The organism is Acetobacter nitrogenifigens DSM 23921 = NBRC 105050 (genome assembly GCF_000429165.1).
Lineage (GTDB): Bacteria > Pseudomonadota > Alphaproteobacteria > Acetobacterales > Acetobacteraceae > Acetobacter > Acetobacter nitrogenifigens.
The window spans coordinates 81,721-92,856 of record NZ_AUBI01000015.1; the positions used below are offsets into that span (position 1 = coordinate 81,721).

19 protein-coding genes are annotated in these 11,136 nt (G+C 58.9%); 9 read left to right on the top strand and 10 right to left on the bottom strand.

Annotated elements, in window-relative coordinates; genetic code table 11:
* Positions 1–59 precede the first annotated feature (59 nt).
* Positions 60–1,301 (bottom strand): homoserine O-acetyltransferase MetX, encoded by a 1,242-nt coding sequence (gene metX / locus G442_RS0115045; protein ID WP_051292382.1) that lies wholly within the window; start codon positions 1,299–1,301, stop codon positions 60–62.
* A 130-nt stretch (positions 1,302–1,431) separates the two neighbouring features.
* On the opposite strand from metX, the gene G442_RS24020 reads away from it, so the two are divergent.
* The gene (locus G442_RS24020) at positions 1,432–2,541 is read left to right on the top strand and encodes a glycoside hydrolase family 99-like domain-containing protein (RefSeq protein WP_051292383.1); all 1,110 of its coding nucleotides are present in this window, start codon (positions 1,432–1,434) and stop codon (positions 2,539–2,541) included.
* On the opposite strand, the gene G442_RS0115055 is transcribed toward G442_RS24020, so the two are convergent.
* From G442_RS0115055 to G442_RS24025, 8 genes are all read right to left on the bottom strand, one after another.
* Positions 2,482–3,315 (bottom strand): tyrosine-type recombinase/integrase, encoded by an 834-nt coding sequence (locus G442_RS0115055; protein ID WP_246789474.1) that lies wholly within the window; start codon positions 3,313–3,315, stop codon positions 2,482–2,484. The genes G442_RS24020 and G442_RS0115055 overlap by 60 nt on opposite strands.
* A 70-nt stretch (positions 3,316–3,385) precedes the next feature.
* Positions 3,386–3,688: a helix-turn-helix transcriptional regulator gene (locus G442_RS25210; RefSeq protein WP_146882546.1), complete on the bottom strand. Its 303-nt coding sequence runs from the start codon at positions 3,686–3,688 to the stop codon at positions 3,386–3,388.
* On the bottom strand, positions 3,685–3,828 hold the full coding sequence (locus tag G442_RS25215) for a hypothetical protein (RefSeq protein ID WP_154660389.1): 144 nt from the start codon (positions 3,826–3,828) through the stop codon (positions 3,685–3,687). The genes G442_RS25210 and G442_RS25215 overlap by 4 nt, the downstream gene beginning before the upstream one ends.
* 294 nt (positions 3,829–4,122) lie before the next feature.
* A complete protein-coding gene (locus G442_RS0115070) occupies positions 4,123–4,422 on the bottom strand; it encodes a hypothetical protein (protein WP_026398658.1) in 300 nt (99 codons plus the stop codon).
* A 236-nt stretch (positions 4,423–4,658) separates the two neighbouring features.
* On the bottom strand, positions 4,659–4,787 hold the full coding sequence (locus tag G442_RS26460; protein WP_264801666.1) for a hypothetical protein: 129 nt from the start codon (positions 4,785–4,787) through the stop codon (positions 4,659–4,661).
* On the bottom strand, positions 4,784–5,230 hold the full coding sequence (locus G442_RS0115080; RefSeq protein ID WP_026398659.1) for a hypothetical protein: 447 nt from the start codon (positions 5,228–5,230) through the stop codon (positions 4,784–4,786). Before G442_RS0115080 ends, G442_RS26460 begins: the two co-directional genes overlap by 4 nt.
* 123 nt (positions 5,231–5,353) lie before the next feature.
* A complete protein-coding gene (gene yecR / locus G442_RS26590; RefSeq protein ID WP_084440636.1) occupies positions 5,354–5,671 on the bottom strand; it encodes a YecR family lipoprotein in 318 nt (105 codons plus the stop codon).
* Positions 5,672–5,833: 162 nt separating this feature from the next.
* Positions 5,834–6,175 carry a helix-turn-helix domain-containing protein gene (locus G442_RS24025; RefSeq protein WP_161628376.1) on the bottom strand — a complete coding sequence of 114 codons (342 nt, stop codon included), beginning with the start codon at positions 6,173–6,175 and terminating at the stop codon, positions 5,834–5,836.
* Between the two features lie 113 nt (positions 6,176–6,288).
* Here G442_RS24025 and G442_RS25220 point away from each other — a divergent pair, with 113 nt between their 5' ends.
* The 3 genes from G442_RS25220 to G442_RS0115100 all read left to right on the top strand — a co-directional run bounded on the left by G442_RS25220 (position 6,289) and on the right by G442_RS0115100 (position 7,734).
* The gene (locus G442_RS25220; protein WP_161628377.1) at positions 6,289–6,513 is read left to right on the top strand and encodes a helix-turn-helix domain-containing protein; all 225 of its coding nucleotides are present in this window, start codon (positions 6,289–6,291) and stop codon (positions 6,511–6,513) included.
* Positions 6,510–7,121 (top strand): hypothetical protein, encoded by a 612-nt coding sequence (locus G442_RS0115095; protein ID WP_026398660.1) that lies wholly within the window; start codon positions 6,510–6,512, stop codon positions 7,119–7,121. Before G442_RS25220 ends, G442_RS0115095 begins: the two co-directional genes overlap by 4 nt.
* A 148-nt stretch (positions 7,122–7,269) precedes the next feature.
* Positions 7,270–7,734: a hypothetical protein gene (locus tag G442_RS0115100; RefSeq protein WP_026398661.1), complete on the top strand. Its 465-nt coding sequence runs from the start codon at positions 7,270–7,272 to the stop codon at positions 7,732–7,734.
* Positions 7,735–7,745: 11 nt separating this feature from the next.
* Here the strand turns inward: G442_RS0115100 and G442_RS25225 are convergent, their stop codons facing one another.
* On the bottom strand, positions 7,746–7,922 hold the full coding sequence (locus G442_RS25225; RefSeq protein WP_154660390.1) for a hypothetical protein: 177 nt from the start codon (positions 7,920–7,922) through the stop codon (positions 7,746–7,748).
* On the opposite strand from G442_RS25225, the gene G442_RS0115110 reads away from it, so the two are divergent.
* The 5 genes from G442_RS0115110 to G442_RS24030 are packed head-to-tail and all read left to right on the top strand — an operon-like array spanning position 7,921 to position 11,133.
* Complete coding sequence (locus G442_RS0115110; protein ID WP_026398663.1) at positions 7,921–8,121, top strand: hypothetical protein; 201 nt, start codon at positions 7,921–7,923, stop codon at positions 8,119–8,121. The two genes, G442_RS25225 and G442_RS0115110, sit on opposite strands and share 2 nt — an antisense overlap.
* The gene (locus tag G442_RS0115115) at positions 8,111–8,524 is read left to right on the top strand and encodes a hypothetical protein (RefSeq protein ID WP_026398664.1); all 414 of its coding nucleotides are present in this window, start codon (positions 8,111–8,113) and stop codon (positions 8,522–8,524) included. Before G442_RS0115110 ends, G442_RS0115115 begins: the two co-directional genes overlap by 11 nt.
* Positions 8,521–9,120, top strand: coding sequence for a hypothetical protein (locus tag G442_RS22630; RefSeq protein ID WP_051292385.1), 600 nt, complete (start codon positions 8,521–8,523; stop codon positions 9,118–9,120). Before G442_RS0115115 ends, G442_RS22630 begins: the two co-directional genes overlap by 4 nt.
* On the top strand, positions 9,117–9,611 hold the full coding sequence (locus G442_RS0115125) for a MarR family winged helix-turn-helix transcriptional regulator (RefSeq protein ID WP_154660391.1): 495 nt from the start codon (positions 9,117–9,119) through the stop codon (positions 9,609–9,611). The genes G442_RS22630 and G442_RS0115125 overlap by 4 nt, the downstream gene beginning before the upstream one ends.
* On the top strand, positions 9,604–11,133 hold the full coding sequence (locus G442_RS24030; protein ID WP_051292386.1) for a replicative DNA helicase: 1,530 nt from the start codon (positions 9,604–9,606) through the stop codon (positions 11,131–11,133). The genes G442_RS0115125 and G442_RS24030 overlap by 8 nt, the downstream gene beginning before the upstream one ends.
* Positions 11,134–11,136 lie beyond the last annotated feature (3 nt).

Genomic DNA, 11,136 nt, shown 5'->3' on the forward strand with positions numbered 1-11,136 from the left:
AGCCAATAACGATGACTCGCCAACCGTCACTTTCGGTCCGGAGGGTTGCGAGCCGGGCGTCATAGTTTTGGACCGATATGGAGGCCTGCATGTTCCGCCGCCCCGGTTATGAAGCCACGTATGGTGCGGTCGAAGTCTGGTTCATCCAGAAGAAACGCGTCGTGGCCTTTGTCACTGTCGATTTCGACGAACGAAACATTGGCCGCAGCCCTGTTGAGCGCGCGAACGAGCACGCGTGACTGTGACGTAGGGAACAGCCAATCGGACGTAAAGGAAACGACGCAGAATCTGGTGCGTGTGCCGACAAAGGGGGCGGCGTAGTCGCCGTCATGCTCGGCTCCGATATCCATCCAGTCCATGGCGCGGGTAATGGTCAGATAGGAGTTGGCGTCGAAGCGCAGCACGAAGCTCGACCCCTGATGTCGGAGATAGGACTCGACTTCGAAGATTTCGCCGAAAAAGGAAAGCGGATGTTCCAGATCGCCTGACGTCTCTGCAGAGGCGCTCTGGCGACGGATGCGTCGGCCGAATTTCCGTGTCAGAGCTTCCTCTGAAAGATAAGTGATGTGCGCCATCATGCGCGCCACGGCAAGTCCGCGCGCGGGGATCGATCCGCTTTCCCAGTAGCGGCCGCCGCGCCAGTCAGGATCCGCGAAAATAGCCTGACGGCTGACTTCATTGAACGCGATATTCTGGGCTGAATGGAATGGTGCGGTGGCGATCGGGATAGCGGCGAAGACCATCTCCGGGTAGGTCGCCGCCCATTCCAGCGTCTGCATCCCCCCCATGGACCCGCCGATAACGGCGAACAATCGCTTGATGCCCAGTCGTTGCACCAGCGTATGCTGGGCCCTGACCATGTCGCGAATAGTGATCGGTGGAAACTCTGTGCCCCAGGGTTCGTGAACGGCGTCTCCGTCTTCCCGAGCATCGAATGCGGGGCGAGAGAGATTGGGGGAGCGGGGACCTGTTGATCCCATGCACCCGCCCAGCACGTTCGAACAGATGACAAAAAACCGATCAGTGTCGATTGGCCTGCCCGGCCCGACCATTCGCTCCCACCAGCCTGGCCGACCTGTCACGGGATGGGTTTCGGCGACGTACTGATCTCCCGTCAGGGCATGACAGATCAGGATGGCGTTGTCGCCAGCCTCCGACAGTTTCCCATAGGTTCTGTAGGCGATTTCAACCGGCGCCAGTAAGGCCCCGCAATCGAGAGAGAGTCCTTCAGGGAAAACTGCTCTCTGGTGATCGACTTCGGGCGGCGTGTCAGGTTGGTCTGTCAGGGTTCGGGCTTCCATAGGCGCCCGGGGACATAGGGCTGATTGCGCTTCATAGCAAGAAGGCAAAAGTAAGTTGGTTGGGTGCGAACTGTCTAAAAATCGTTGACGGCTGATTAATATTAACGGACGTTTGACGAAGTGCAACAAAATGAGTGAAGCGGCTTGCCAGGTGGACTTTAGGGAAGCTCAAAACCGCTCGGATTCAGGTCAGGACCTTGCCGACCGATCCGACATCTCGCCTTTGCAACTCATTGGGCATTCCGGCCTGTTCGACGCGCAATATTACCTCTCGTCTCACGCTGATCTGGCTGGCGTCGGAGCCGGAGCGCTGGCGCATTACCACCATTACGGATGGCGTGAGGGACGAAAGCCGAATCCCTGCTTCGATCCGCAGGATTATCTGGCGCGATACCCGGATATCGAATGCGAGCCGTTGTTACATTACGTGACCGTGGGGGAAGCAGAGGGACGGAGGCCAGCCGTCTGGTTCGACCCCGTGTGGTACGGTCGCACCTACCCTGTGCCCGAGGGCATGTTGCTGCTTAGGCATTACCTGCTGAACCGTCATCGCAACGACATCAGCCCGATACCCGAATTCGATCGGGGCTTCTATCTCAAGGCCTACCCTGACGTAGCGGATGCCGGCCTGGATCCGCTCGAACACTATATGATGCAAGGATTTCGCGAGGCGCGGCGGCCGTTCCCCGAATTCGATCCGGCCTTCTATCGGGCGAGGTATCTGGCGAGTGATCCGGACGCAAACCCGTTGCTGCATTATCTTGAGCATCGCGGGGAAGAGGGCGTGCACCCGAGTATGCCGAAGGAAGAGCCGAGCATCCCCAGAGAAGTGCGCCGCCTGACGCGCCCGGGACCGCTGTTCGAGACGCGTCGCCCGCTTCCGAATTCGGCGGTTCGTCGTGCGCGCGTACTGGCTTATTATCTTCCGCAATTTCATCACGTGGCGCGGAACGATGAATGGTGGGGAGAGGGATTTACTGAGTGGACCAATGTGGCGCGCGGGTTGCCGCGCTTCGTCGGCCATTATCAACCCCGCGTGCCTCGCGATCTGGGTCATTATACTCTTGATCATCCTGACGTGCTTCGTCGGCAGGCGGAGATGGCGCGCGGCGCAGGCGTAGAGGGGTTCGTTTTCTATTTTTATTGGTTCAGAAAAAATATATCGTTTTATATCAATGCATTAAATCGTGGTTTCCAACAGTTTCCAATTTGCGGTTTCCAGCTTCAAAATTGCGTCTGATGCCATGCGTTTCTGATCGGCGGATCGCGTGTAGTGCTCGACCATTTTGAGCGTCTTATGGCCGGTGATCGCAGCTATCTCATGTGTCGAGCATCCGGCTTCCGCCAGTAGCGTCGCAGCCAGCTTCCGCAGGCCGTGCACGTTGAAACCTAGCGGTATGAGGCCCTTCGCCTGCGCGTCGTTCATGCTCCGCGTCAGATTGTAGATGGTCATCGGACCGCCCCGAATCCCGGTGAGAATCGTATCTGCCGTTCTTGGCCATGCGCTCATGGTGGCGAGTAAGGTGGGATGGAGCGGGATCCACAACTCGGTTCCGGTTTTGACCTGCTTTACGTAGATGGAGTTGCCCGAGATATCGGCCCACTTCATCGCGCATAGATCGCTCCGGCGCTGCCCTGTGAACAGCGCCAGTATAATTGCCCGGTTGAGGTGCGCGGGTAGGACGGCGAGTGCGGCGCGGACCATCTCCGGAGTCCAGGCGGGTAGGGGCTTCATGGGGAGGTGTCGGATGCGGGCGGCTGCATTCGCCTCAATCCACTCGCGATTGAGCGCCCACGAGAGAAATGCGCTAGTCGACTGAGTGAACTGATTCGCGGCCCCCGGCCCACGTGTGCGAGCGATTGTGTCTCGGAACTGAAGAATTACGCGTCGTTTGAGCTCTGCCAGAGGGATATCGCCGATCCGGTCGAGTTCCTGAAGATAGATGACACGTGATCTCTTTGTGTTGAGCGTCGTGGCCATCCACTCGGGGCTGCCGAAGTAGAGGCGCAGCACCGCGCCGACCGTTCCGGCAGATTGCTTGGTACGCTCGTCCGTCTTTCTCTTTTTGGCATATCGGTATTCCTTAACCGATCCGTCCGCGAGCGTCTTTCGGACGATCTTTACGTCTTCTCGCGGCAATGGTGATTTCTTCGCAGGCAAGGGCAACCGCCTCGTCAGTGGATTGTGGGATGGGGAAACCTGACGCCTTCAGCATCGCGGCGTCGACGGCGTAAATGTCCCAGCGTGGCGACCGAGGACCAAGATGGTTGGATGGACGGGGAAGTTTCCCTTGCTCAACCAAACGCGACAGCATGTTGACCTTCGCGTTGATGTATCGTGCCAACGCATCTCGATCGAGCCATCGTGGAGTAATCGCCTCACTCATGGAACCAACACCTCCAAAATGGCTTTCAGAATGCTGCCGATCACCACGACGGTGAATTCCAGGAAACCGTGGATGAACGCTAAGGTTCGGGCCACGCCGAAAAGGATGCGTCGCGCCGGGCTTGTTGGTTGGTTTCTCATCATCGATCCCTCTAATCCAACGAAGCCCACAAAAGATTGACGGATCGACCGTCGATCCCGTCGATCGGGTTGGCGTCGAGGATATCGCCGGGTGCGCGTTCGGTCATGGGGCAAATCCTGTCTGAACGCAGGTGTATGAATAAAACCGAATGTCGTGCGGCGTCTCTGTGCCGGTCAGAGCATTCCCGTTTCGTCGACAAATTGCCTCGGAGGACTGAGGGATTTGCACATACGAATATCCGCTATGCCCGCTATAGCCGCAGAGGATCAAAAACCACGGGGCTAGAAATGCAGTCATGGCTGGGCTCGCGGAAACCGGACAACGTTCGCGGGCAGATCAGCGACGGCAATGTCGCGGGTGATTACGAACGGCAGAAGATAAACCTCCAGATGCGCCTCGGCATCTTCCGCGTGATCTCTGAACATTTTCGCAGTTTTTTCATCGTGACGCTGAGACGCCATGCGTTCCGACTGGCGCATCCATATAGCCTGCCTGCGCATCGCTTCGGCTGTGGCTTGTACCGCTGGCGGCAGACCAGCGAGAATCGGCGACACTACGCGCGGCGTGGCAAATTCATTGTGACCGTTTTGCATTCTGTCTTGTTTCCTCTTCGAGGATGATGTCTTCGGGTGATCGAACAGGTGGGACCAAATTCGTTGTCGTGCCGACGATCAGATCCTCTCCGTCAACATTGCGGCGGATACAGTCGTCGAACGTGACGGCCCATCCGTGCTGATCTTTCGCGATAACCTGATACCGCCGGGCGTAAACGCGGCGGACTGTCACAGTCCAGCGCGGAACATGGCTTCGGATCGGACGATCCGACATGTCAGCGGCCGGGCGAGAAAATAATCAGGAAAATGGCCGACCAGATCACGATCACGAGGGCAGCCGCGTACAGGAGGGCACGAACCCCGCGCGGCTCTTCATCGATGGGCGACCACGGATCACGGTTCATGGCACGCCTGCAAGGATTAGCTGCTTGCGGATTGCGAATAGGTGTTGATCGAAGTCGTGGGGCGGCTCAGCAGATAGAGACAGATCAATCTGCCAATCATCAAGAATCTTGACGTTGAACATGGGCTCGCCGTCGACAAAGGCATGGGACGGCGGACGCCCTGTGTTGAGGATGTCGAGAAAATCGTCCAGCGGCATGCCCGTGTAGGCGGCCGCCAGACCGACGCCGACAAGGCGTGTCGTCGATCCGCCTTCACCTGGCTCTGTCAGGGCGGCGTCGACAAGGCTAAGGGCAGCGCTTCGAAGATGAGCGACCTGCAGAGCCGATGGCTGCGGCGCCGTGGGATCAAGGAGGGGTAATAATGCGCCGATCAGGGCGCTGGCGGACTGGCAGCGTTCAAGCGCTGCGTCAGAGACCGCTCGCATATGGGTGACTGCGGACATTGGTTGCTCCATCGCGGGTGGCGATGGAGCATGTGTGCCTCACAGGAACATGCATGGCAACAGAAAAATGTTCACGTTAGGCACATTTCGCGCGAGGGATTTGGGTAACTACCCCTGCTGTCCTTAATTCACGCACTGATAGCGAATGTTAACCCTAGTGTGTGTGCAGGTGCCGTAGAGATTCCGTTGCTCACAGACATTATCGGCCGCATCAAACGGTTCGGCGTGCTTATATCCCCAGGCTATGCATCGTCTCTCAGCGGATGCTTGGGCGGCCGCCATGTCGACGTTTGGTCTGTCAAACTGGCCATACTCGTAGCCTAAGGTGACTGTGCCGTCTGATTTACTCCCGCCAACGGCCTTAGGCGTAATGTCCACGCTGCACGAGCTAAGTAAAAATAGCCCCAAAGAGAGAAAGCGATAATTCATATTGCATTCCATTACAAAACATTGCTGATCAAGCTGAGTGCGCGATTCAGCGTATTAATCAAATACGTGTGTTTTTCAGCAAGACAATGAAAATGACCTTGTGTTCGCCTTTTGTTCTGTTACATAGATGCAATGCAGCGTTGCGAATTCAGTTACATTGCGGAAAAACTGCAGCTAAGCGACTCCAGCCCGAATGGCGTTTCCGAGCAGCGTCATAAGCAACCGTTGCTGACCCTCATCCATAGTTCGCCACAGGTTGATCATCGCGACCTCCTCTCGTGTATAGAGAGCGTAACTCGCCTCGTCAGGGCGCGAATTATTGTAGTCAATGCCTCTGTAGATGAAATCAATAGAAACTTTATAAAAATCAGATAGCGCCTCTAGCGTCTCTATACTCGTTCCTACATTTCCATTTTCTAGTTTTGATAAATACGCGCGGTCAATCCCAGTCGCTACCGCAACCTCAATTTGCGTTAGCTTTCTAGCTTTTCGGAGAGTTTTGAGGCGCTCGCCCATATCGGTTCTCATGAGGGAGATCATGCCAAACGCACGCGTTTCTTGTGTGCTCAATAGGAACATATTTCGCTTGACCGATATTGTTCTTGTGAGGCACATATCCGGATATGGACATGCTGGAAATCAGAAGGCGAGCGGGTGGATGCAAAAAGCTTGCGCAGGCGCTCGGCTACAAAAATCATTCTTCAGTCGTGAAGTGGCGAGAGGTGCCGTCGCGACACATTGTCCAAATAGAGAAGAAATTCAACATACCTCGTGAACTAATTCGTCCAGATTTATTTGATGGTCTTTGCATATCGAGAGCAAAATATCCAGTTGAAGGAAAAGAAAGAGAATGAGTATCGATGTGCATCAGAGTGACATTAAGCAAATTGTCAGTCACTCGGAACCGCTCCGCCTCGAACTTTACCGAATAGCCCGCCAGCGCGCGTGGACCTCTGACGACGTCATGTTCGCCCACCTCGATCGCGCCGTCGCATGGGTCGAAAGCGACGGCGCCGGGCGTGATGTGGAAGCGGTCGTGCGGCACCATCTGAGCGCGGGCCAGCGATCGATCGCCTCGGATGCGGATGTCGCCTCTGTCAGGGCGTACGTGGACGCTGCAGCGGTGACGGACTTAGGGAAACTTAAGCAACAAAGCGATGATGCGGCGCGTGCGGTCAAACATTCGGTCGACAAGCTCAATGCTCGGGTAGCCGAATTTCACGTACCGCCAGAAGAGATCAAGCCCGTTGCGCAAAGGCAACCCGCCTCAGCCGCCACCCTCGGCTCGCTGCTGATCGCGCGTGGCTACGCCAAAAACGGTCGCCACGCGGCGCAGCTTATCGCCGGAAACAACGTGGTCGTGGAGGGCGTCCATATGGCCGATCTTTCGGTCGAAATGCAGATCAGCGACGCGGACGTCATTCTTGTGCGGGGCTCAGCCGTGAAGGGAGCCCGTGCATGAACAGAGATTACGAGCGGGCTATAATCAGCCGCCAGAAAGATGACGGGGTTGAGCCTGTCCGCGTTGAAACAGCGTGTCAGACACGTATTCCGACACGGCCGCCAACCAACCCGCCGATTGGTGGAACGTCTGACGGAGAGAGGGTCTGATGCCGATCCCCTCCATCAAGACGGCGACCAAAGAGGCGGTGAAGCGCTGCGGCGGTCTGGACGCCGCGGCCTGCGTGGTGCGCGTCGGGAAATCGAACCTGTCCGATTACGGCAATCGCGACCGCCCGCATATCGTGCCTGTCGATGTCGCGATCATGCTCGATCTGTGCGCACAGGCGCCGCTGATCCTGTCCGCCATGGCCCACGCCGAAGGCTATATGCTGGTGCCGACGCAGTTCGGGGAAGGGCATCTTCCACGCGACATGCAGCGTTTTACCGAGGAAACGTCCGACGCGATCCGCAAGGGTTTCGAGATTCTGGAAGATGGCGTCGTCGATGTGCATGAGGCGCAGGCGATGCTGGCGCATATGCAGCGGGTCAAGAGCGTGGCCGAGCATATCGCCGCCGGGATGACGAAGATCATCGCCGGAACGCGGCCGCATATCGTGGCGGCGTCGGCGTAATGGCGCGCGAATCATGCGACTGGATCTCGATTGATCCAATTCTGAGGCACTTTGCGATCTGCGGCGTCAGCGTTGCGATGCAGGCGCGCAGGCTCGGCGTCTCGGAACGCTCCATCTATCAGCGCCGTATAATTCTGGGAATCTCCCGCAAACAGCGCGAAAAGCGCAATGCCAGAAAGGCCGGACATGCCATCGCCGCGTAAATTTGGCGCGCGACCGCGCAAGCTGCCTTACTCGATCCCGCGCCGTGATCTGGATGTCTGCGCGCTCGCCGCGAGTTTTCGCGTGCGGCCGGACCTTACGAAACAGGTTCGCACGTCTGGCGGCATGACTTGCGTCGACAATAGCAAGATGAAATCGCCGAGGGGTTTCTGGTATGTCGGATGACCTGATCCACCCAAAGGACTTTTACGGAAAACTGAATACCGCAATCCGTGAAGCTGGCGGCGTTTCTGCGTTCGCCCGTCTGCACAATGTCGACGCGCGCCGCGTTTACGAGACGCAGGATGCCGTGCGATACCATGAGGATGTCGCACGCGCAGTCGGTCTGGTTCCCGTCGCCCGCTATCCCGTGGCGGCCGATCCAAAGTCTCTTGTCGGCGGTAAGACCGTTTACGAAAAACTGAATACTTTTGTGCGACAGTGCGGTAGCCAGCAAAAGGCTGCGGACAAGTTCGGGATCACCAAGGGACATCTGGGCAACATCATCAATGCGCGTCGCGGCCTGCGTCCTGTATTGGCGTCTCTTGGTTTCCTTGCCCCCTTGACCCGCTTTGTGTCCGTCAAATGAGCGGACGCAACGCCAAGGTCAGCGCCTATGACCGAGATACGCACAATTTCTACGTCGAACCTGCGTGGGCTGTTCGGGCTTTGCTGGAGGTCGAGCGTCGTTTCGACCGTCCCGTTATGGACCCGTGCGCGGGATCTGGAACGGTTCCGCGCACGCTGCGCGGCGCCGGGATGGATGCTTATGGTTGCGACCTGATCGACAGGGATTTGGGTAATCCGTTGCTGTCGACTGGCTGCCTGCGCGAGACAATCCGGACCTGGCGCCCACGCAACATTGTCTCGAACCCGCCTTATGACCGCTGGGAAGAGGTCGTCGAGATTGGTTTCGATGCGGGCGCTGATCGCATCTGCCTGCTTCTGCCCATCCGATACGTCGAGGGGATAGAGCGCGCGAAGTGGTATCGCATCTTCACGCCAGCGCGGAAGTGGAATTTCTCGCAACGTGTCGACATGCCGCCTCATGGCAAGCCGGTCGTGGCGCAAGACGGAAAAAAGAAACGCGGCAACAAACAATATGCGTGGTTCGTTTGGGAGCGCGGCTGGACGGAATCGCATTATCAGGGCGGATGGCTGCCGATCATGGATACGGCGCCATGAGTCATCGAGAAATTTCCGCTGCGCCCAAAGTCAGGCCAACCCGCGCCGAAGGCGTGGCGCTTGTTGCGAAATATGAAAAAGAAGGCCTGACGCAAGTGCAGATGGCCGAGCGCCTCGCCGTCTCGAAAGGGACGATCGCAAACTGGGCGATACTGGCGCGTAAACTGGACGGCGCGGTCGCCTCTCAAACGCAGACTGAGCGTAAGCAGGACGCAGTGAGGCAGATCATCGCCTTGATGGACGCTGGCCGCTCGCTCGCCGAAATCCGGAGTGAGATGGGTGTGGTCCAGTCCACGTTCGCGACGTGGTTCGCCCAGGCGAAGGCCAAAGTCGCAGCGAGAGCGGCAGACGCAGACGGCCCCGCGCGGGTTCTGCCCCCGGCTGCGCAAACTCGGCCGCCATTGGGCGTCGGAGATCCTGTCAGTTACGGCGCGATCTGGCGCGGCCTGAAGTTTCGCCCTCAAGCTATAAATGGAACGGCGGATGTCTGAGGAAGGTCTTTTTACGAACGCGTTCCGGGCGCTGCCTGAGAACGTGGCGGCGGAGCAGTCGCTGCTCGGCGCCATCCTGACGAACAACAAAGCGTTCCAGCTTGTGGACGACATCTGCGAGCCGGAGCATTTCGCCGTTCCGATTCATGGCCGGATCTTCGAGGTCTGTCGCAAGCTGGTGCATCAGAATGTCGAGGCCAGCCCGATTACGGTCAGGCCGCATATCGACGGCGACGTGCTGCTTGGGCGCCAGTCGTCGGGCGAGGTTCTGGGCGCGCTGCTGCGCGCGATGGTGGGCATCATCAACGCGCGGGACTACGCCGCCGCCGTGCGCGACGCGTGGTTGCGGCGGCGTCTGTTCAAGGCGTGTTCGGAGACGCTCGATCTGTGCTGCCGCCCCGGCGACGCGTCGGCGTCGGACATTGTTGATGGTCTGGAAAGCAGTCTGCTGGCGCTGGCGCGCGGCATGGCGGAAGAAATGCCCACGGTCAGTCTTGAAGCGTCGATCGAGGCCGCGCGCCTGAACGCGCTGGAGGCCTCGGCGCGCGGCACGGGTCTGGCGGGCGCGTCATGGGGGTATCGCGCACTTGACCGCATGACGGGCGGGCTGCTGCCGACGGCGATCTACGTGCTGGGTGCGCGGCCCGCCATGGGCAAGACGTCGCTGGGGTTTGGCATCGCCACCCGATCGGCGGCGGCGGGCAGTTCGGTGCTGTTCTGGTCGGGCGAGATGAAGGCGGAGCAGCTTGGCGCGCGCGCTGGCGCCGCCTGGGCGAACCTGTCGACGCAATCGGTCTTCACCGGGCGTCGTTACGATCTGCCGGAAGATGTCGAGACGGGCGAGCGCGAGCCTTTGTCGGACTGGCAGTGGCGAGATCTGGAAGCCGGGGAGCGCGCGGCGGCGGGCCTGTCGCTGGAGATCGACAGCCAGCCCGCGATCACTGTGGCCCGGCTGCGCTCGCGCGCCCGGCGCATGGCGCGCAGCCGCAAGGGGCTGGATCTGATCGTCGTCGATTATATCTCGCTGATGTCGTCCGGTTCGGAACGCGCCGACATGAATCCGTATGAGCGGATCACGCTGGTTTCGCGCCAGCTCAAGCAGCTGGCGCTGGAGTTGCAGATCCCGATCATCGTTCTGGCGCAGCTGAACCGTGAGAACGAGCGGCGCGAGGACAAGCGGCCGCAGCTTGCGGATCTGCGTGACTCCGGCGCGGTGGAGCAGGACGCGGATGTCGTGCTGTTCCTGCATCGCGAGCATTACTACCTCAAGAAAATGGCCGATGGCGGCCTCGCGCGGAAAGAGAAGGAAGCCGCCGAGGATTATGCCAATCGCTGCAGCGCCATGGCGCAGCGGGTGAGCATGTCCGAGGGCAAGGCGGACGTGATCTTCGCCAAAAACCGGCAGGGGCCGACCGGCACGTGCCCGCTGCGCTTCACCGATCACACGACCTGGTTCCGCGACGCGCATGAGGACGAACTGAGTCCGGCGTGGTTGCGCCCTGACATGATGGAGGCGGCATGAGTC

Bases quoted from the DNA above. Each gene is read 5' to 3' on its own strand.
- G442_RS0115080 (WP_026398659.1), bottom strand. From the start codon at position 5,230: ATGTCCGCAGTCACCCATATGCGAGCGGTCTCTGACGCAGCGCTTGAA.
- G442_RS24020 (WP_051292383.1), top strand. From the start codon at position 1,432: ATGAGTGAAGCGGCTTGCCAGGTGGACTTTAGGGAAGCTCAAAACCGC.
- G442_RS25225 (WP_154660390.1), bottom strand. From the start codon at position 7,922: ATGTCCGGCCTTTCTGGCATTGCGCTTTTCGCGCTGTTTGCGGGAGAT.
- G442_RS25220 (WP_161628377.1), top strand. From the start codon at position 6,289: ATGCTGGAAATCAGAAGGCGAGCGGGTGGATGCAAAAAGCTTGCGCAG.
- G442_RS0115100 (WP_026398661.1), top strand. From the start codon at position 7,270: ATGCCGATCCCCTCCATCAAGACGGCGACCAAAGAGGCGGTGAAGCGC.
- G442_RS24025 (WP_161628376.1), bottom strand. From the start codon at position 6,175: ATGGGCGAGCGCCTCAAAACTCTCCGAAAAGCTAGAAAGCTAACGCAA.
- G442_RS26460 (WP_264801666.1), bottom strand. From the start codon at position 4,787: ATGAACCGTGATCCGTGGTCGCCCATCGATGAAGAGCCGCGCGGGGTT.
- metX (WP_051292382.1), bottom strand. From the start codon at position 1,301: ATGGAAGCCCGAACCCTGACAGACCAACCTGACACGCCGCCCGAAGTC.
- G442_RS0115095 (WP_026398660.1), top strand. From the start codon at position 6,510: ATGAGTATCGATGTGCATCAGAGTGACATTAAGCAAATTGTCAGTCAC.
- G442_RS25215 (WP_154660389.1), bottom strand. From the start codon at position 3,828: ATGAGAAACCAACCAACAAGCCCGGCGCGACGCATCCTTTTCGGCGTG.
- G442_RS22630 (WP_051292385.1), top strand. From the start codon at position 8,521: ATGAGCGGACGCAACGCCAAGGTCAGCGCCTATGACCGAGATACGCAC.
- G442_RS0115070 (WP_026398658.1), bottom strand. From the start codon at position 4,422: ATGCAAAACGGTCACAATGAATTTGCCACGCCGCGCGTAGTGTCGCCG.
- G442_RS0115115 (WP_026398664.1), top strand. From the start codon at position 8,111: ATGTCGGATGACCTGATCCACCCAAAGGACTTTTACGGAAAACTGAAT.
- G442_RS0115110 (WP_026398663.1), top strand. From the start codon at position 7,921: ATGCCATCGCCGCGTAAATTTGGCGCGCGACCGCGCAAGCTGCCTTAC.
- G442_RS0115125 (WP_154660391.1), top strand. From the start codon at position 9,117: ATGAGTCATCGAGAAATTTCCGCTGCGCCCAAAGTCAGGCCAACCCGC.
- yecR (WP_084440636.1), bottom strand. From the start codon at position 5,671: ATGGAATGCAATATGAATTATCGCTTTCTCTCTTTGGGGCTATTTTTA.
- G442_RS25210 (WP_146882546.1), bottom strand. From the start codon at position 3,688: ATGAGTGAGGCGATTACTCCACGATGGCTCGATCGAGATGCGTTGGCA.
- G442_RS24030 (WP_051292386.1), top strand. From the start codon at position 9,604: ATGTCTGAGGAAGGTCTTTTTACGAACGCGTTCCGGGCGCTGCCTGAG.